The 19,519-nt window shown below is 40.7% G+C and carries 15 protein-coding genes and 1 tRNA gene; 13 read left to right on the forward strand and 3 right to left on the reverse strand.

Annotation, left to right across the window (positions count from 1 at the left end; translation table 11 throughout):
• Positions 1-35 precede the first annotated feature (35 nt).
• Genes K1X76_04940 through K1X76_04950 form a run of 3 tightly spaced genes read right to left on the reverse strand, consistent with a single transcriptional unit; the run spans position 36 to position 9,020 of the window.
• Complete coding sequence (locus tag K1X76_04940) at positions 36-6,083, reverse strand: Ig-like domain-containing protein (protein MBX7148410.1); 6,048 nt, start codon at positions 6,081-6,083, stop codon at positions 36-38.
• A gap of 12 nt (positions 6,084-6,095) precedes the next feature.
• The gene (locus K1X76_04945; GenBank protein MBX7148411.1) at positions 6,096-8,054 is read right to left on the reverse strand and encodes a transglycosylase domain-containing protein; all 1,959 of its coding nucleotides are present in this window, start codon (positions 8,052-8,054) and stop codon (positions 6,096-6,098) included.
• Between the two features lie 51 nt (positions 8,055-8,105).
• The gene (locus K1X76_04950) at positions 8,106-9,020 is read right to left on the reverse strand and encodes a zinc dependent phospholipase C family protein (protein MBX7148412.1); all 915 of its coding nucleotides are present in this window, start codon (positions 9,018-9,020) and stop codon (positions 8,106-8,108) included.
• Between the two features lie 110 nt (positions 9,021-9,130).
• Here K1X76_04950 and K1X76_04955 point away from each other — a divergent pair, with 110 nt between their 5' ends.
• The 13 genes from K1X76_04955 (at position 9,131) to K1X76_05015 (ending at position 19,402) form a co-directional block, all read left to right on the forward strand.
• The gene (locus K1X76_04955) at positions 9,131-9,874 is read left to right on the forward strand and encodes a uracil-DNA glycosylase (GenBank protein ID MBX7148413.1); all 744 of its coding nucleotides are present in this window, start codon (positions 9,131-9,133) and stop codon (positions 9,872-9,874) included.
• A gap of 42 nt (positions 9,875-9,916) precedes the next feature.
• Positions 9,917-10,264 (forward strand): hypothetical protein, encoded by a 348-nt coding sequence (locus K1X76_04960; protein ID MBX7148414.1) that lies wholly within the window; start codon positions 9,917-9,919, stop codon positions 10,262-10,264.
• A 66-nt stretch (positions 10,265-10,330) separates the two neighbouring features.
• A complete protein-coding gene (locus K1X76_04965; protein MBX7148415.1) occupies positions 10,331-10,801 on the forward strand; it encodes a hypothetical protein in 471 nt (156 codons plus the stop codon).
• A 2-nt stretch (positions 10,802-10,803) separates the two neighbouring features.
• Positions 10,804-11,979 (forward strand): endonuclease/exonuclease/phosphatase family protein, encoded by a 1,176-nt coding sequence (locus K1X76_04970; protein ID MBX7148416.1) that lies wholly within the window; start codon positions 10,804-10,806, stop codon positions 11,977-11,979.
• A gap of 200 nt (positions 11,980-12,179) precedes the next feature.
• Positions 12,180-12,926 (forward strand): 5'/3'-nucleotidase SurE, encoded by a 747-nt coding sequence (gene surE / locus K1X76_04975; protein MBX7148417.1) that lies wholly within the window; start codon positions 12,180-12,182, stop codon positions 12,924-12,926.
• Entirely contained in the window at positions 12,914-13,630 is a 717-nt protein-coding gene (locus K1X76_04980) for a protein-L-isoaspartate(D-aspartate) O-methyltransferase (protein ID MBX7148418.1), read from the forward strand. Before surE ends, K1X76_04980 begins: the two co-directional genes overlap by 13 nt.
• A complete protein-coding gene (locus K1X76_04985) occupies positions 13,627-14,352 on the forward strand; it encodes a LysM peptidoglycan-binding domain-containing M23 family metallopeptidase (protein MBX7148419.1) in 726 nt (241 codons plus the stop codon). The genes K1X76_04980 and K1X76_04985 overlap by 4 nt, the downstream gene beginning before the upstream one ends.
• Before the next feature lie 94 nt (positions 14,353-14,446).
• Positions 14,447-14,962, forward strand: a complete 516-nt coding sequence (locus tag K1X76_04990) for an adenine phosphoribosyltransferase (GenBank protein MBX7148420.1) — start codon at positions 14,447-14,449, stop codon at positions 14,960-14,962.
• Positions 14,963-15,078: 116 nt separating this feature from the next.
• Entirely contained in the window at positions 15,079-16,092 is a 1,014-nt protein-coding gene (locus K1X76_04995; GenBank protein MBX7148421.1) for a transporter, read from the forward strand.
• 56 nt (positions 16,093-16,148) lie between these two features.
• Positions 16,149-16,222, forward strand: a tRNA-Arg gene (locus tag K1X76_05000).
• Between the two features lie 56 nt (positions 16,223-16,278).
• Positions 16,279-18,276, forward strand: a complete 1,998-nt coding sequence (gene speA, locus K1X76_05005) for a biosynthetic arginine decarboxylase (protein ID MBX7148422.1) — start codon at positions 16,279-16,281, stop codon at positions 18,274-18,276.
• 211 nt (positions 18,277-18,487) lie between these two features.
• Positions 18,488-18,976 carry a hypothetical protein gene (locus K1X76_05010; protein ID MBX7148423.1) on the forward strand — a complete coding sequence of 163 codons (489 nt, stop codon included), beginning with the start codon at positions 18,488-18,490 and terminating at the stop codon, positions 18,974-18,976.
• Positions 18,977-19,018: 42 nt separating this feature from the next.
• The gene (locus K1X76_05015; GenBank protein MBX7148424.1) at positions 19,019-19,402 is read left to right on the forward strand and encodes a hypothetical protein; all 384 of its coding nucleotides are present in this window, start codon (positions 19,019-19,021) and stop codon (positions 19,400-19,402) included.
• Positions 19,403-19,519: the final 117 nt, after the last annotated feature.

Consider the following 19,519-nt stretch of genomic DNA (forward strand, 5'->3'; position numbering starts at 1 on the left):
ATCGTTTATAAGTCTATATAAGTTTTAAAAAAGCTTTACTTAATTTCGACCATTTTCATCTTACTCCGTCCAAAAATTTCGGGTTCGTAAAACTCAAAGGCCAAAGCGCCACTCATTAAATATTTGCCGGCTGTGGTGGCGCGCACCGGGTAACGAATATGATAGGCTCCGGCAGGAAGATATTCGTCACTCCATATTAAAGCATCATCCCTAATTTCTTGATGCACAAAGCCGTAACTCATGCCGTAATCGTCGGTAAACTCTACGTCATCATAGGGCGAATATCCTACACTCGATGTGTCGCTTACATCCTCGGCTTCCATTTGGGCCGAGCGTGAACTGGTGGCAAGCTGCATATCAATAGGTTCAAAACCAGCAGGTAATGGGTCTTCAATGAGGACCTGATTTAAATTATTAGGCACAATTACCGTGATGTGGCCTTTGTAATTTTCACCGGCTTTAAACTCGCTTAAGGGATGCTCTTCCTTCACATCATCTAACGCATAGTACTCGCGGTTAATGACCAGGCCTTCTTCACGCGTAGGGGTAATTTCGGGAGGAAGATAATATTTCATAAGCATATCGTAATAAAGAGTTCCTGTTCCTTCTTTATTAAAGCTCACATCAACAGGCATGGTTTTTTTAGTAATATCGGTGAGTGGAATTTTAGACTGAGCCACCTCGGTGATATTTTGCGTTGTGAATTTTTGTTCCATTTTGGTATCGCCGCCAAAAATTACTTTGCTTAAATAATTGGTTTCGTCTTCGCGATAGGTATTAATAAAACTTTCACCCAACAAAATTAAATTTAAAGCGCTGGTGGTGATGTAACCATGATTTTGTTTTCTATTAAATAGATACGACAAGGCTTTAGCAATAAGCGGATCTTCCTTATTGTTATGAATAAGAGCGTTGGCCGCAAGTGCTGTATTGGTGACAGGATCACTCCAATATTCCGATGCCTTTTCCCATACCACATGGCGTGGATGGTGTTCGGCTAATGTTCCTAAACGGTTAGTCAGCATTTCTAGCTTATGAGACAGTTCCGGTGATGGATTTTTTGATTCAATATCGGCATAGGCCAAGGTTAAATAGGAGAGAGTGGGGATGTCCATTTTTTCAACAGGTTCATCTTTTAAACTACTCACCGTCCAATCGCTTAAACCATCACGCACTAAAACCCAAAGGGTAAAGGCTCTAAATGCTGTTCCAATTTTTTTATCGTTAATCACAGGCCATAAATAAGTTTTTAAACGCTCAACATCACCTTTCACCTCATAGTTCATATTCTTGGCCATAAGATAAGCTAAATACACCTGTGTACTGGGGTAATCACTGGGGTAAGGAGAACTGGGCCAATATTTCATACCGCCTGATGCGCTATCTTGATAAAGGGGAAGACGATCCAAAGTATCCCTAATTTTATTATCGAGTATGGCCATTTTATCGGCCGTTGTTTTGGCGTTTCTTGTTTCAAATGGAGTAAGAGGTGCCAAGCTATCAAAATATTTCTCGCCAAAACGCTCGGTGTAGTTTTTAGATAAAAGCATAGCAATAAGGCTTGCCGATAGTTGCTCAGAACAATAATAGGGGAAACTTACAAGCGAACGCATAGGTTCGCTAATGGCAAGCCCCATGGAAGATTTTAAGCTGATGTCTACAAAACCCTTTTCTTGAGAAACCCCTTCTTTAGGTAAATCAATTTGTTCTTTTGCTTCCTTGTCGGTCACAAGTCCCATCGTGGCAACCATTTCGGGTTGGTACCGATCAATTACCGGGATTGTAGAACTCATGGAATCTAAAATATTACCCTTGGAGTCTTGAGCCTCCACATCTATTGTAAAAAATTCTGAGCTGTGATGAATGCTCATTTCAAAAGGTATGGTAGTTTGGTTTTCGGCTTTAACCGTAAAGGGAAATTCTTTTACCTTAGATTCTCCATCAAATACGGCATCACCGCTGAGTTTAATCAGCAGTTTGCCGCTTGTATCTTGAGGGTTGCGATTATTAAGTAATACTTTAGTTTTAATCATGTCACCCCAAGCTGCAAAACGAGGCAGGGCGGTTTGTAATACAATAGGGAGTGTAGATAAAATGCTCACGCGATTGCCCCCTACAAAAGTATTGTCCGAAAGTGATAAATTATTGGTAGAAGAACGGTTGTTATCGTCCAGACTTAACAACACATTTTGCTTAGAAAAATCTTCCCAGGTTTTAGAATGGCTAATTCCTAAGGCTTCTACCACCCACGTTGTTGTGTTATCGGGAAGTGTAAACGAAAAAGACCCTTCTCCATTTTGATCGGTTTGTAGCAGAGCCACATAATGAGCGGTGTCTTTAAAAATGCGTCGTTTTTTATCTACACCGGTAGCATTTCCATCACCTGCTTTAAGCGAGATCATAGAGGAGGCAGAATTAACGCCGTTAGGCCGGTTATAGTAAAATTTTTCCACCAAATTAGGCAGTTGATAATCGAGTAGTTTGTAAACGGCTTCGTCTACAACAGCTACAGCCAGGCTTGAGGCTTGGGGCTTTCCGGCAGGGTCGGTGGTTTTTACTTTAATGGTAACTTTGTCGCCAGGTCGATAAACCGGCTTTTTTGTTTTGTCAGACGCGTCAGACTTGTCCGGTATAAGAGAGACTAAAAGCTTTTTCTGCTCCGGTTCCACTTTAATTTCGGTAGATCCATTAAACAGCATAGGTGTTTGCGTTTTGTCACGACCCGCATGTGCCACCACATTAATAAATAAGTTGGGAATCATTCCCTCGGTGATGGGTACTTCAATAACACCCGCATTGCCTTCGTTGCCAATTTTACGCATTTCAGCTTTTAACAAGCGTCCACGTTCCAGTGTTACCAATGCATTACTCACAGGAACAAGTGATTTTACTAAAATTTTTGCTGTATCTCCAATTTTGTAGACAGCTTTATCGGGCACAAGTTCCAGCTTTTGACGATCATTCATTTTCCAGGGCACATAACCGTCACCATACGCATACACATCGGTTGCACTCCGGATAGTATTTCCTTTTTTATCGGTCGATTTTACAACAGCCCAGTAATAACCGGGCTTAGAAATTTTAACAGTGGCTTCTCCATTTCCATTACCATCGGTAGAGCCCGAGTCGGAATCAATTAGCGTATCTTTGGGTTCATAAATGTATTCCCAAAAACCACTCCCGTTTTTGCGCTCTATAAACTGATAGTCACGTTCATATAATTCAAATTTGTACGATTTATCGGCAGTAGGTTTGCCCTGTGTATTTATCGATACAATGTCAAAGGACGCTTTTTCATTTTCACCATAAACATATTTTTGAGGCGCTAAACCCAAATAATAGTCGGCTTTGTGCACCACAACATCGGTAGCAGTAGATACTTCTTGGTTTGAAGGGTCGGTTACATTTGCTTCTAAGGTAAGCACTTGGCTAGTGGCATATTTTTTAAGATCGGGTGTGTAATTGATTGTTAAATGTCCCTCATCATCTAAACTTACTTTATTATTTTTTATTTTTTTATCGTTAGCATCATTAAAAAAAGTGGAACTTTTGCGGCTGGCTAGTGCGCCTTTTGGGTCGTCGTAAAAGGAGCCGGCTTCACTTTTGGTCATATAGGAGTAATCGTATTCACCATAATACTCGCCTTCATAATCATACATGTTGCCCGTGCTATTATTTGCGTATAATAAATCGGGATCCACAAAATTAAATCGCTCGTAACCCTCGGGTCTAAAATTGTAGGTGGTTGTCATGATAGACCAGCGGGTTTTAGCGCCTTTGAGTGCGGCACCAAAAAAATATTCGCCGGTCACTGTCGCCTTAAGAGGATGAAGACTTACAATTTCCTCTTTTTCGGGCGTGATATCTACCTTGTAACCGGGCTTTTTGTAACTCGCTACCACAAACTGGCGTGAAAAAGTTTGGTTGGTAGATAAAATACTAATATTGTAATTTCCACGGGGGGTATCATCCTTATCATCCAGCGTAAAGGATCCCGATAAAAAACCGCCAACAGCAAGAGAGACGTCATCCTGCTTATAAATTTCACTGCCACTGGAGTCGGTAACACTTACCGAAAATGTTTCTCCGGCCGAAGGTGTTAAATAGTAACCCTCATATACTTGTCGTACCATGGCAGAAAAATTTACTTCTTGGCCAGGACGATAGATGGGACGGTCGGTATAAACATAGGTGAAGTAATTTTTTGATGAGGTTAAGGGGTAATTGTAATCAAGCTCGTGCATAGTCAGACACGAATAGGCTTTAGTATCTTCTGTAAAAATTTCGGCACAAAATTGGGTGCCATAGGTATCGGTAGTAGCCCATTGCCCTTCAGCAATTCCCATCCCGTCTTTATTGGTAGTAACAACTTTTGTGATGTTGGCTAGTCCATCCGGAATCAGATTGAGAGACACAGGTAAGTTTTCTACAGGTTTTCCCGTTTCAATATCGGTTACCCATGCCAGGGCATGATCGATATCGCGTTTTAAAGCAATGGCTACAGGCGTAATTTGTACAATAGAGAGTACCGAGCCCGCATGGGTTTGGCCAAGAGTAGGATCGCCGTTTACTTCAATAAGATAGTAGCCACTGGGTAAATTTGAAAATTCGGGAGAATTTAAATCTAATTTAAAATTAAATTCCAGATCGGGCGATGAGTTATCGGGAGTAATCGACGCGCTTATCATGGCCGGCAATCGGTCTTGGTCGATTGTGTTGTTGTCGGTAAGGGGAATGTTCAAATAATTTGCAATATTATTATCCACATACGGGTAAATGTAATCTTGATAGTTGTTAGGGTCATATTCTTTGCGAGGGTGATAGCTGTGAATGTATTCGGAATAAAAATTTGATTGGAGTTGATAGATGCGAGCTTTAATATTGGTGATATTGGTTGCGCGGTAGGGAATTTGCTTTGGGCCACGAAGGGATAGAATACTTTTTGTTAAGCCCGATTCTAGGGTTGATGGCGCGTGAAGTGTGCTTACAGTATATGAAGCTTCATTGCCTTCAAAGGTAGCGCCGCTGATAGCCTTTAATTTATGAGTGTTAAGCGTAAAAGTATATTTTTTGTTATAAAGATCTAAAAAATCGGCGCAGTAAGTTGTAAAACCTTTTATTGTATCTTTTTCATTCTTTTCATTAATCACCCAAAATGAATCACTTCCCGAAAAGTAATCACGGTTTTTTATTTCCGATTTGTCTGTCGCCTCAATTTTTAAGATGTTTTTGGTATCTATTCCTTCTACGGCTTGAGTGAATTTGTAACAAATCTGGCTATAGGTTTCGACCGGGTTATTGGTTCCTGGCGAAAGTTGTTTTTGCGTATAGGTATCGTAAACTTTTTCAATGGTAAATGTTTGTGGCGGAGTACTGTAAGCAACGGTATACGGTGTAGTCATTCCAGCAGATGAATTTTTGGCCAATATACCAGCCGGAAGATTGATTTCGAAATCTTTTCCCCATGGTAAATCGCGGTTAAATCTTATTTGTAAAATATGGTCGCCATCCAACCACGTTAGTTTGGTGTCGGGTGAAAATTTTTCACGAGTTGATTTGTCTAAAAATACAATTTTGCTTTCTACGTTTTGCGTATCCATAGCCAGGTTAAAAGTAAGTTCAATAACCGACTTATGTGGGTGGATTGTGTCGTTATTATAAGGTGTAGAGTTGATAATTTTTGGCGTAAGCGTAGTAAATTCCCAGTTCATATCCTGTTTTAAAACACCGCCATCAATAGCAGTAAGTCCAGCCGGAATGGTCATTTTATAAGTGGTGCCGGGGGTTAAAAGAGTAGTGGGGCGGTAAATAAAACCATGAGTGCCTAGCCAATAATATTTCCCCTCAATGGCGGGTGAAATTTTGATATCAATAGCCTGATCGCGTCCTTTATCAAGTGTTGTGAGCGGAATCATGGCACGATCAAACATAACCGTAATACCATCAACATTGAGTGGTACTTCTTTATCGGAAGGAGCTTTAAAAGTGATATGCAGGTCGGGAGCTTTGTCATCTACTTTCTTTTTGCAAGCAGGTATAAACAATATAATGATTAAAAAGGTGATATATAATTTTAGTTTCATAAAAGCTCCTGGCTACTCAATAACTTTAAATTTAATCAATTGGCTATAATTGGCTGTGGCCACAGTAAGAGTATGAACGCCCACTTCTGGATTAATCCATAAAGAGGCCTGTTTTTCAGTTTGTGAAAACACTCTTTCTTCACCGTCTACATAAATGCGTAGTGGCACAATATCACTGGTTTGAATACGAGCCAAAATTTTTTGTGGTTCATCAGGCAAATAACTTGTTTTTCTATAAATAGAGTGAGGAAGAGGACTGGTAATTTTAAAAGGAGCGTCTTCTTGAATATGGTTCACAACAGGAGGTGCATTTTCTTTAGTGGCTACCGTATAATTTTGCTTTTTCCTCTCAACCAGCATTTCCATAATACCATGCCATAAAGGCCCGGTGCCGCGGCTGGCAACGGTTGTGAGTGGTGTGTTATCGGAGTGTCCCATCCATACACCTACGGCATACTCTTTGTTATAACCAAGAGTCCAATTGTCTTTTTGGTTAGTGCTGGTTCCCGTTTTAACAGCTACATTTGCACCATCAAAAAATAAATCTTCATTAAAGCCAAACGATTTTAAACGTAATTTTTCATCTTCTAAAACTTGAGTAACCTGACTCGCATAAAGATGTGCATCATCTATTACTGGTACTCCTTTTTCATCTGTTTGACTGGCTAAAAATTTTACAGGTTTAAAAACTCCACCGCGTGCCAATGTGGCATAGGCATTGGTAAGCTCCAGTAAGCTTACTTCTCCCGATCCTAAGGTAAGCGATAAACCGTAATGAGCGGGGTTTTTATCAAAAGTGGTAAATCCAAATTTTTGGAGCAGTTCGTAATAATAGGAAAGGCCGATGGTATTTAATAATTTAACGGCCGGTACATTGAGTGAATTGCCCAATGCTTCGCCCAAGGTAAGTGTGCCATGGTAGCGTTTGTCAAAGTTTTGAGGCATGTAGCCTTCATAAACATCATTTTCATTGGGCGTGCCGTACGAAACAGGAGAGTCATCTATTAAGGTGTCTGGTGAATATCCTTTGGCAAAAGCTGCAAAGTAGGTAAACGGTTTTAAGGCACTGCCGGGTTGGCGCAGGGCCAGTGCGGTATTGTACTGGCCGTTAATAGTTTCGTTCCAGTAGTCGCGTGAACCAATCATGGCAATAAGGTTGCCAGTTTTAACCTCAATAACAATAGCGGCGTAATTAAGAAAGGGATCTTCTTGGGCTTTTGCGGCACTTATTTTTTTAAGGCTCTCCTCAATTTTATTCTCTAAGTTTAAATCGAGTGTTGTTTTAATAGATTGTTCATTTTGTTTAAAGCGTGATGCCCATTCCAAAAAATGACGCGTGTGAGACAAGAGGGCTGGTGTGTAAACAGGCTTTGGCGTTTTTGATGGATTTTGTGGAAAATTAACCAAACTTGTAAATTCGGTTTTATTTAATTGCTCCAGTGGCTTGCCAAAATAAATAAGGCTTGCGGCACTAGGCCCGTAAGCGCGGTTACCATAATAAGCAGTATTAACATAATATTCCAAAATCCATTCTTTGGAATGTAGTATTTCTAAGCCCAGCGCTGTAAAAGCTTCATAAATTTTATTAAAAAGTGTCCGTTTTAAAAAAGAGCCTTGATGAATTTGAATTAAATTTTTAGCCAACTGCTGAGTAATGGTAGAACCCCCGTAAGTTTTAGAAGAACGTATATTAGTAAAAAATGCCCGTATAATGGCAAAAGGATTGATGCCCGGATGATAATAAAAATAACGATCTTCTTTTTGGAGGGTGGCGCGGGTAAAATTTTGCGGTAAATCTTTGTATGGAGTCCATTGACCGTACCCTCCATTAAGCGTGTTAAGAGTGCCAATCAAGAGCCCGTTTTTATCAAGATAAGTTTGGTTTTTTAAGGGGTGATCAAATTTTTTGGCGCATACAATAGAAACAACAATAAGAGTGATTAGAAAGAATGCACCGCAGGCTTTTTTCATGCGGGGGCAGTATACAAAACACTGGGTAAGAAGCAAGAAGTCCGTTAAGATTTAGAGATAATTTTGGACCACAGGTAATTCGATGGGGGTGTATAGGCCTTGCTGCATGTTAATTTTGATGTGATCCAGTAAAGTTTCTTTTTGAGGCTCTGTTAAAACTCCGTTTTTGGTATGATCGCGCAAGTTATCGATGATGTCGCGTGCATACACCATGCGGGCTTTGCCAGTAGGGTCGGCTTGTAAGGCGTAAGACTTTTCAAAATGTTTAAAAAAATTGATCATCGTATTAATAGCCAGTGTTTTATATTGTTCAATATCGGTACTTTTAATTTGCCAGCCAGAATTGTGGGCCAAAGTAGTAATGGTGCTTTTGTATTGAGTCATTTGCTGAAGCATGAGCAGCCCATTAAAGATTTTTTTATTTGTTTTAAATGAAAAGAGGGTGCGTTTTAAATGGCCTTCTAAAAGAGCATCGTCTTGCGAAAAATCGCCTTCGGCAAACGTGCGAAACATTTTCCAGTAAATATCGGGCACGGAGAGATCCATTTTAACTTCCCAGTATACATGGCCCATCATTTTAGAGTTGTAAGAACGGATGAGTTTAAAGGGTACAAATAAATTATGAGCTACGGTATCGGCTGCTAAGTGCCCCATAAAGCCAAGCATGAATGCTTTTTGGCTATCGAGCGGAGCTTTTTCAAAAATTTGCATGGGTACTTGCCAGTTGTGGCAGTTATACAAATATCCGCGCGCATTTTTGCCCAAGGTTATATCGGCAGCTACCGAGCCATATAAAAAATGGTCTTTGTATTTTTCAATTAGATGACGCAGCAAAGGAGTAAAAGCTGCGCTTAATTCTAATGCTTTGGAGGCATATTCCAAGTGGCAGGCCGGGCCCCAGGCGTAAGCGAGTGACGGTAGTAAAAGAGATGTTACAAGTAAAATGAAGGTAAAAATTAAAAACATTGCTTGTTACCGCAAGTGAATAGTGAATGGTTGATGGTGGATAGAAATAAAAGTCTGACCATTCACTATCTACTATCCACTATCCACCTCTTTTGTTATTGTCATCCAACATGACGGTGCAAATCAACCCAGAAAATAAGAAAATACTAGAATCGGCAAGCCGGGTGCTAAGTCAACTTGGCGAGTGGGGGGTGGATGTGGTGCCTATAGGTTTAAAAACAGCAGAAAAATTAAAGACATCGCCAGTTTTAGCGGCTCAGCCCGTGATTGTGTCTGGTGATAAGCAAGAAGCTCTTCAAGGTGTACGGGATACAATTGGCGATTGTAAGCGCTGTAAACTTTGCGAAAAACGGACCCATATCGTTTTTGGAAGCGGTAATCCGGAGGCTGAATTGATGTTTGTAGGCGAGGGGCCCGGGGCGGATGAGGATGAACAGGGGCTTCCGTTTGTGGGGAAAGCAGGGCAGCTTTTAACCAAGATGATTGAGGCGATGGGTATTAAAAGAGAAGATGTGTATATCGCCAATATCGTCAAATGCCGTCCCCCCGGTAATCGTAACCCCGAACCCGATGAAATAGTGCAGTGCAGCCCTTTTCTTAAACAACAAATTGAAATTATTAAGCCTAAGGTTATAGTTTGTTTAGGGAAATTTGCAGCTCAAACCTTGCTCCAAACCGAGATTCCTATCACTAAATTGCGGGGGGATTTTCGTGATTTTATGGGTATTCAGTTTATGCCCACCTATCATCCAGCCTTTCTCTTGCGTAATCCCGACATGAAGAAATTTGTGTGGGAAGATCTTAAAAAAGTGATGATTTTACTGGGTCTTAAACCCTCTAAGTGTGAGGCTTAAAAGAGACTAGATATTGGTCAATTTTTTGACTATAATAACTTGGTGTCACTAACTATAGGATCCATTACAATCTCGGCTCTTAATACGGGGGCAAAGCGTTTAGCCGTTTCGGCCGATAATGTGGCTCGCCGCAATGTCCCCAATTCCGAAAAAAATCGTCTTATACAAGAAACCCAAGCTCAGGGGGGAGTTACTTCGTATGTTGATAAAGTAGAACTTTCTGATGCCGAAAAATCGGATTCTACCGATTATCTTTCTAGCAGTACTAATATTGATTACGCCGAAGAATCTCTTAATCAAACCATTGCCGATACTTCCATAAGAGCAAGTCTTTTAGTTTATAAACGCGCTGGTGAATTGGAAGACAACATCCTCAGTATGCTGGCTTAAGTCTATAATTTTATTTTGATATTTTTTGGGGTTGCTTCAAGCTGTCTTTTAGTATACCAAAAAAGCATGAAAACAATATCACTCATCGTTTTACTTGTGAGTGGGATGGTTTTTTCATCCTCTCAAGCAATGGCCAAGGCTACCGAAGCTTCGGCAACTTCATTAGAATACAGTGCTACCTATAAACAGGGGAATGCTCCATTTGCTAAAGACACAAAAGTTCACATCATTAAAGATAACCAGGGTTATCAGTTTATTCCATTGGGAAATGGTCAGGCTTGGAATATTCAATTGAGTGATTTACGTGGTGCGGTAGCTAACGAAAAAGGTGTATGGATTTATTGGTTTGATCCAAGTCAAAATACTTTAAACGCTTTTTTTGAAACCAAAGATCGTCAAACCATGTTGGCCGATGAGATGAGTGTGAGTATTAAAGATTTTCAAACTAAAAAAGCGCCCATGACTCAGGATGAAATTGATAGTTATAAAAACCGCTACGAAACATACAAAGAAGAAGCGCTTAAACAATCCAGATAACAGTGGCTCACGAATCTTTATTAAGGCATCATCTTAATCCAATTTTTCCCCAATTGGCCTTGCATCATTCTACCTCTTCCATATTAGCTTCGCCCGAATATGTGGCGCATGAAACCGAAATTAAAGCCATGACCAATGGTATAGAATATGGTTTTTATGCACCTGTAAATGCCCCAAAAAATTTTTACAGGATGACCGCCTGGAACCTGGAACGTGGTATTATGATGGATGAGCAGATAGACGTTCTTAAAAATCATCCCATTTTAAAAAACTCGGATGTGTTGTTTTTAACGGAAACCGATATTGGTATGGCTCGTACGCATAATCGTAATGTAGCCCGCGACATGGCTCAAGCGTTGGGGATGAACTATTTTTTTGCAACTTCGTATCTCAATTTGTGCAAAGGCAATTCAATTGAAGATGCAGAAGGAGATAACGAATTGGGTTTGCATGGCAATGCTCTGTTGTCTCGTTATCCCATTTCCAATATGCGCATTGTGCCTCTTTTTAACTGTAAAGATAAAATGCGGGGAAAAGAAAAACGTTTGGGCTGTCAAAAGGGTTTGGTAGCCGATATTGAGTTTCCTCAGCAAACTGTTACCGTTGCCGTAGCTCATTTGGATGCTCATTCATCTCAAAAACAGCGCGCCGGACAGATGGAACTTATTCTTAAAACTTTGGAAAATAATCCCTATCCTGTTTTGGTAGGGGGAGATCTAAATACCAGTACTTACGATTCGAGCCATGCATTTTATGCCTTTTGCGGTTTTTGGGATAAAGTGTTTCGGGGTGTTCGTTATATTATTGAAGATCACTATCCTTATCCTGATCGCTTTTACGAAAAGCCCCTCTTTGATGTGTTTACTGGATTGGGTTACGACTATAAAAATTTTAATGCCTTGGGAGTAGGGACGCTTCATTATACTGTAGATCATATCGATAAAAACAAGCTCATTCAGGAAGTGGTGCCAGGATGGTGCCGGCGTATTATGGAGGAGACATTACGTCGTAATGGAGGTAAGGTGTCTCTTAAGCTTGATTGGTTTGCGGCAAAGGGTTTGAAAATTGCTCCTGTGGGAGTGGAAGGGGCCGAGCCTCCCATGGTGATTGGAGGACTTAAAGCGGGGGGTGAATTTTTATCGGATCATGATCCTATTGTTGTGGATATAAGGTTGTAAAAAAACAAAAACTTGGTATTTTAAATTTTATTAAAACGTAAGCTCCATCTATTGTAGATGACGTCCTCTCAAGTTCAGACTCAGGGCTTGGTTGCTTGTAAAGAGAGGACTTTTAAGGCGGTCGGTACGTTTTAATAAAATTTAAAATACCAAGTTTTTGCTTTTTTACGGTTATTATAATTTTTTGGTGGAGGAATATTTTGTTAATTTTAGTTTCCAACGATGACGGTATCGATTCTCCTGGGCTTAAAAAGCTGGCCAGTGAGCTTAAAAAAATTAAAAAAGCTCGTGTTGTTGTTGTTGCGCCCAGTAAAGAGCAATCGGCTACCTCCCATTCACTTACACTTCATCGCCCTTTACGTATTGAGCAACATGGTAAAGATGAATATGCAGTTACAGGAACTCCAACCGATGCTGTGATGTTGGGTGTACATAAAATTTTAAAGAAAAAACCGGATGTAGTAGTGAGTGGTATTAACCGAGGGGCTAATTTGGGAGAAGATGTTCATTATTCCGGCACCGTAGCGGCAGCTGTTGAAGGTGCTATTATGGGAGTTCCGGCTATTGCCGTTTCACTTGTTGGGATTGAAAATTTTAATTTTGGCCCGGCGGCAACATTTGCTAAAAAATTAACTCAGCAGGTTCTTAAAAAGGGGCTCCCCAAAGGAACTGTTTTAAATGTGAATGTTCCCAACCTTGCTGCGTCCAAAATAAAAGGGTATAAGATTACACGCCTTGGAAAACATAGTTATGGTGATGTGATTGTAAAAAACGTGGATCCGCGCGGGAAACCATATTATTGGATTGGTGGTAACCCGTTTAAGTTTGAAAAAATTAAACAGTCCGATTGTGAAGCGTTTGACGATGGTAAAATTTCGGTAACGCCGCTGTCGGTAGATATGACGTATTACGATTTAATGGATGAACTAAACTCATGGGAATTATAATTAACAACGATTATTCCGATCATTTTGTAAAAGCGCGTACACGCATGGTGGATATGCAACTTAAATCCCGTGATATTACCGATAGCCATGTTTTAAAAGTCATGAGTTTATTGCCTCGTCATCTGTTTGTGGATGAGGCGTTGGCCGAACAAGCTTATAGCGATGCGCCTCTTGCTATTGGTGAGGGACAAACTATCTCACAACCCTATATTGTGGCTAAAATGACTCAGGAGCTGCATTTAACCGGGCAAGAAAGAGTGTTGGAAATTGGTACAGGCTGTGGCTATCAAACAGCTGTGTTGGCACTTTTAACCCGTCAGGTATGCACCATAGAACGTATTAAAAATTTGGCCTTAAAAGCCCGTCGGCATCTCATTAATCTTAATCTTAAAAATATTGTGCTGCGTATTGGTGATGGTTCTAAAGGTTGGATTGAAAAAGCACCTTATGATGCCATTATTATTGCAGCCGGTTCTCCTGAAATTCCCAAGCCACTTCTTAATCAATTGACCGATGGTGGAAGAATGATTTTACCCGTGGGAAGCGAAGAAAATCAAATCTTAGTAAAAATTGTGCGCGACGGTGATCGCTTTAAAACTTATAATTTAGGTGATTGTCGTTTTGTAAAACTGGTAGGGCGTCATGGGTGGCATCGTGTTAAAAGAGCGGGTGACCAGTTTCAAAAGAAATCGAGGGTGGAATGAAAAAAATCATTACGACCTTTTTAGTGTTAAGCCTTTTTCTTCTAAATGCCTGTGCCGAATTTGCCGATATTTGGGGTGCTAATCCTAATACAGCGGCCAAGGAAAAACCGGCGCATGTGCGTAAAACAGCAGGCGATCGTAAAAAAGGAATGGTGTATGTTGTAGAAAAAGACGAAACCATGCAAACGATTGCCCAAAAATACAACATGACGCCGGCAGTTTTGGCCGAAAAAAATAATATGGCCGAAGATGAAGTTTTGTATGAGGGGCAACGCATTTATATTCCTACCAAAAAACAATTGGCTAAAAATATTGAAGAGGCCGGCGGTGTTGCAGCAGAAGAAGAAAAGCCCAAGTTCATGTGGCCTATTGATTTTAACGTGAGTTCAGGGTTTGGCCCACGGCGTGGGCGTAATCACGACGGAGTTGATATTCCGGCGCCTACTGGAACTCCTGTAAAAGCGTCACGTGATGGCTCGGTTTTATTTCAGGGTAAATTGTCTGGTTATGGTAACCTCATTATAGTAAAACACTCCGGAAATTATTTTACAGCCTATGCTCACTTGAGTGTTATTAAAGTTAAGAAAGATCAAAAAGTAAAGCAGGGAGATTTAATTGGTAATGTAGGGCATACAGGCCGTGCTAAAACACCTCATTTGCATTTTGAAATACGTTACAAAACACAATCAACGAACCCTTTGTTGTATTTGCCTAAGAAATGATGAAGAAGTGAATAGTGAATAGTGGATGGTGAATGGTAAAAAAGAGAAAACTCTTTCCATTCACTATATACTATCCACCATCCACTGTAGTTTTATGGAAGAACTAAAAAAAATAATCCGCGATGTACCCGACTTTCCTAAACCGGGTATTATGTTTAAAGATGTCACGCCGCTACTCATGAATCCGGAGGCCTTTAAAAAAGTTACTCAAATTTTTACCGATAAATTTTCTGGCGAAAAGATTACCAAGGTATTGGGTATAGATGCGCGAGGGTTTATATTTGGTGCTCCCGTTGCTCTTAATCTGAATGTGGGTTTTGTTCCGGTACGTAAAGCAGGCAAACTTCCCTGGACAAAAATCTCTGAAGAGTATGTTTTAGAATACGGCAAAGACAAACTCGAAATACATGCCGATGCCGTGCAGCCGGGCGATCGCGTGGTAATAATAGATGACCTCTTAGCCACTGGTGGCACCGCCGGTGCTGTTGCCAACATGGTTCAAAAGCTTAAAGCCCAAGTGGTATCAGTAGCTTTTGTGGTAGAACTCGGATTTTTGGAAGGCCGAAAAAAGCTTAATGACTGGAATATTTTTTCAATAATTAACTATTAAATTCAAATAGTTATATTAATATTTCCAATATTTTTAATTGTTCCATTTTTTTGCTGTGTATCCCTCAGTAATTCCTCTACAATATTAATTGTTGAACGGGGTGGGGGGAGAAATGGATGTGGTATTGGCGGGTTTTAGCCCTCGTTCTATTGGTGTTTGTTGCCTCTCCGGTTTTAGCGACAACTAACCGCTTTTCGCTCACCAAGAATTCGGCCACTTTGGGACATGATGGTTTTTTCTCTACCATGGGTTCTCAACCCTTATATCAAAACGAAATCACCTTTAATTCATCCTTCGATTATTCTTCCAAACCCTTACAGCTCAATAGCTCTGGTAGTCATTATCAGGGTGTAGTTGATCATCTTTTGGTGCAGCGTTTGGGGGTAGGTTATGCGCCGCTAGATTGGTTACAAATTGATATTGGTATGCCGCTTGTTCTTCTTAATCAATTTACTCAACCAGCGAGCCCCACTGCGCAGAGTAATCAAACCGAAGTAGGCGATTTAACCATAAACGGCCATTTGCGTTTATTGCCGCGTGATCAATATCGCGTGGGAGTTAGTTTAATTCCTACCATTACGGTTCCTATTGGTAATGAAAATCACTTCATAGCCGATACCAGTGTGCATGGTGGGCTTTTAGTAAGCACCGATATAGATATTACCGAAAAACTATATACCGCCTTTAACTTTGGTTTTTCATTTAATGAAAAGGTAAATTTTGTGGATTTTGTACGTGATGATCAATGGCTGATGAATGCGGGATTATCGTACCGTTTTACAAACGATTTTGAAGTGATAAGTGAACTTAATTCCACAACGGCGTTGTCTTCTCCTTTTACAAGCCAAAGAAACACAACCCTAGAATTAAGTGCGGGTGTTCGTTACACTTTTAAAAAATCGGGAATTACAGCCCATGCGGGTGCCGGTGTGCCATTAGTACAAACAGTTGGAGCTCCTTCTTATCGTATTTTTGCGGGTATCTCATATACAGGTAGTCTTTCTAAAACTAAACAGGCTAGAAACAAAAGTAAGGTAAAGGAGCGCGATTTAATAGATCACTCACAGGATCCGCGAGAGGTAGGTAGGAGCCCATTAAGCGAGCCTATTGCCAATGCGGCTACCCCCTAGGTTGCACTTTCATCTTGCCTTTCGTTTGTCTTTCTAGGAAAAGTAAAACGTTTTATGGCCTCGTAGCTCAGACGGATAGAGCGGGGGACTCCTAAGCCCTAGGTCGGCAGTTCGACTCTGCCCGAGGTCATTTTTAATTAAAAAACTATCGACAAACCGTGCCTTACGGTGTTACACGCCAGAGGAATGACCAAAGACTTAAAGCTCGTTAAAGACTGGAGCATTGCTAAAGCTAGTGAGTACTACAATATTGATGGCTGGGGTGCCGGTTATTTTGGAGCTAACGACAAAGGTCATCTCTGCATTCATCCTTACGGAAAAACAGGTCCTGTCATCGACATTATGGATGTGATCGATGAAATCCACGATAAAAATTTAAATTTGCCCTGCATTGTCCGCTTTCAAGATATTTTGCGTTCGCGTGTTGAGTTTTTAAATCAATCATTTTCAAAAGCTCTTCAAGAAGCAAACTACTCCGGTAAATATTTTGGTGTGTATCCTATTAAAGTAAATCAGATGCGCGAAGTGGTGGAAGAAATTGTGGATGCCGGCAATAAGTATAATTATGGACTTGAAGCGGGTTCTAAAGGTGAGCTTATTACCGTTTTAGCTTGTAACAATAATCCCAACTCATTGACAATTTGTAATGGATATAAAGACGAAGAATTCATGAGGCTTGCCATGTTGGGGCGCAAGGTTGGGCGCAAGGTTATTGTAGTTATCGAAAAGTTGTCCGAGCTTCCGATGTTGCTAGAAATTGCCGAAGCTATGCAAGTAGAACCTATGATTGGTATTCGCGCTAAACTCAGTACCAAAGGTGCCGGTAAATGGGTGTCGTCCAGCGGTGATTTTGCAAAATTTGGTTTAACCGCCCCTGAAATGATTGAAGCACTCCAATTTTTAAAACATAAACAAATGGAGCATTGTCTTAAATTATTCCACTTTCATGTGGGGAGTCAGCTTACCGAAATTCGTACGGTAAAAGAGGCTGTGCGTGAAGGGGCGCGTTTTTACGCCAAGCTTGTGAAGATGGGATTTCCGGTTGAATATTTTGATGTGGGTGGCGGTTTGGGTGTGGATTACGAGGGCAGTAATACGAATTCGGTTTCATCCATGAACTATACAATTGATGAATACGTGGCCGACATTATTCATAACCTACAAGAAGTTTGCAAAGACGAAGATGTGACTCAGCCCAATATTGTATCGGAATCGGGGCGTGCTGTTGTGGCGCATCACTCGTGTATTATTATGCCCATTTTTGGCAATATTCATTTAGGCGATCACGATGATGATATTTTTCATGAAAGTGAAGATTCCGATATTGTGCGCCAAATGAAGGAAATTGTGGGGCAGGTGACTGCTAAAAACATGCAGGAAGCTTTCCATGATGCCGCTGCCAAAAAAGAAGAAGCGTTGTCGTTATTTAAGCTAGGTTTTTTAAGTTTGGAAGATAGAGCAAAAGTAGAAGCCTTGTATTGGAAGCTTTTACGCCAGATTGTGGTGATGAATGCCGGAAAAAAACGTATTCCCAAAGATTTGGTGAATCTGGAAAGCCTGCTGTCCGATCAGTACCTTGCAAATTTTTCATTATTTCAAACAGCTCCCGATCATTGGGCTTTTGATCAACTTTTCCCAATTGTTCCACTGCATCGTTTGGATGAGGCCCCCAATTTAGAAGCCACTATTGCTGATATCACCTGTGATAGTGACGGCAAGATTGATCAATTCGTAGATCCAGGAACTCCTAAACCCAATTTGGCTTTACATAGCCTTAAAGATAACGAGCCTTATTATATAGGCATGTTTTTGTTAGGTGCTTATCAGGATATCATGGGTGACATGCATAATCTTTTTGGTCGTGTTCACGAGGTGCATGTATTTTGTGATGATGAGGATCCTGAAGATTTTTATTTGGAAGAGGTAATACCTGGCGATACAGTTGCCGATGTGTTGGAGCGCTTGCAGTATTATCCCAAAGAAATGATGAAGGATGTAAAAAAGGAAGTAGATGAAAAGGTACGTGCAGGTGCTATTAAACCCAAAGACGGTGTTGCTCTTGTTGATTTTTATGAAGCCATGATGAATAGTTATACCTACCTTAGTAAAAGCAAAGTTTCGCTTCCAACGGCCGAAAACCTGGTGCCCAACGGGCAAAATAGTGGTTCTAAGCAGGCCGGTTAATCCCTTTGCCCCAGTCTCATGCCGTGGGGCCTATAGTCTCAAAATCGGACTCCCATCGGACTCAAGACCCCATTCATAATGCCCTTTCCAGTCATTTTCTAATCCGGTTACAATAAATATATAATAATATCAATTACTTATAAAAGTTGCGAAAAATCGCAGTTTTGGCAGGGGGTTTGCTTTAATAAGCCTAAGTAAGGAGGGATTGATTATGGCAATAGAAAATAAAACATCAGGTGAAAGTGCCCAGGCGGGTTTAACATTAGGTGAAAGCCTTTATTATGGCCAGGCCGAAGCCGGTAATGCCAAAGGGGCGGCCGAAATTGAAAGTGCTACCGAACAGTTACGTGCTGTAACCGAAGCGGGTGTTACTTCCGATGATTCCTTACAAGGATTTAATTATCTCCTCAAAATTGCTTTAGGCAGCCCTCATATTGGTGGTTATGTTTCTAAATTACACGGTTACTCTCCTAGCGAAGTAGCAACTAGCGAGTTTAAAATTTCTGATGATGGTGCCGATTTTGCCGATATGGATATTCATAATCCCGATAATGATCCCAAATATTATCGTTTACTGGCTGCCATTCAATTTAGTGCGGGCAAAATTTCAAAAACGTTGTTTCAGCAATTAGGGCACACCAACGATATTGATTTTGATGGCTTGTTTAATGAACCCGCAGCTGACGCTCCCTTGGTATAATTTTATTGGAGTTTAGGCTAAATTAATCTATAAGCGCACATTATGACCATTAAGCCTCCACAGAGCATTACTCCCAATGTAGTTACTTCAACTACAGTATCAACAACAGCTTCTGCCAAAGGTCCGGTTGTTGCCACCCAGCCTCAGGTTAACCCCGAAGCGGTGGCTAAGGCTTTTAGCGAGTATAAAAAATTAAGGGGCAATCTTAAAAAGCCGTTCATGAGTGGAGCGGCCGGTTTGTTTACCGATAACGTTATTTTTCCTCAGGAATTACTCGATCACACCAACCCTGCCAACGATTCCAAATATCTTCATTTGCTTTTTGCCGTCTTTGGATTAAAAGACGTGGTTTCGTATTTTGCTTCGGCAGAACAGTTTGAAGAAGATGAAAGCGATGTAGACGAGCAATCCGATTCATTAGCTTAATCTGTCTTACCCAGGTTAAATCTATCTTGATCCTTCTGATAACAACTTGTTTCCACTTTCGTCCCAATTTCGTTATTTCATCGTAACTTTAGATCATTTTTTACCGATAACTAGAGG

This window comes from bacterium (assembly GCA_019695305.1).
GTDB lineage: Bacteria > UBA10199 > UBA10199 > UBA10199 > JAIBAG01 > JAIBAG01.

What these genes read in the sequence shown, in the direction of transcription:
- K1X76_04950 (MBX7148412.1), bottom strand. Translation starts at nt 9,020, where the DNA reads ATGTTTTTAATTTTTACCTTCATTTTACTTGTAACATCTCTTTTACTA.
- K1X76_04955 (MBX7148413.1), top strand. Translation starts at nt 9,131, where the DNA reads ATGACGGTGCAAATCAACCCAGAAAATAAGAAAATACTAGAATCGGCA.
- K1X76_05010 (MBX7148423.1), top strand. Translation starts at nt 18,488, where the DNA reads ATGGCAATAGAAAATAAAACATCAGGTGAAAGTGCCCAGGCGGGTTTA.
- K1X76_04945 (MBX7148411.1), bottom strand. Translation starts at nt 8,054, where the DNA reads ATGAAAAAAGCCTGCGGTGCATTCTTTCTAATCACTCTTATTGTTGTT.
- K1X76_04990 (MBX7148420.1), top strand. Translation starts at nt 14,447, where the DNA reads ATGGAAGAACTAAAAAAAATAATCCGCGATGTACCCGACTTTCCTAAA.
- K1X76_04980 (MBX7148418.1), top strand. Translation starts at nt 12,914, where the DNA reads ATGGGAATTATAATTAACAACGATTATTCCGATCATTTTGTAAAAGCG.
- K1X76_05015 (MBX7148424.1), top strand. Translation starts at nt 19,019, where the DNA reads ATGACCATTAAGCCTCCACAGAGCATTACTCCCAATGTAGTTACTTCA.
- K1X76_04940 (MBX7148410.1), bottom strand. Translation starts at nt 6,083, where the DNA reads ATGAAACTAAAATTATATATCACCTTTTTAATCATTATATTGTTTATA.
- K1X76_04995 (MBX7148421.1), top strand. Translation starts at nt 15,079, where the DNA reads ATGTGGTATTGGCGGGTTTTAGCCCTCGTTCTATTGGTGTTTGTTGCC.
- K1X76_04985 (MBX7148419.1), top strand. Translation starts at nt 13,627, where the DNA reads ATGAAAAAAATCATTACGACCTTTTTAGTGTTAAGCCTTTTTCTTCTA.
- speA (MBX7148422.1), top strand. Translation starts at nt 16,279, where the DNA reads ATGACCAAAGACTTAAAGCTCGTTAAAGACTGGAGCATTGCTAAAGCT.
- K1X76_04965 (MBX7148415.1), top strand. Translation starts at nt 10,331, where the DNA reads ATGAAAACAATATCACTCATCGTTTTACTTGTGAGTGGGATGGTTTTT.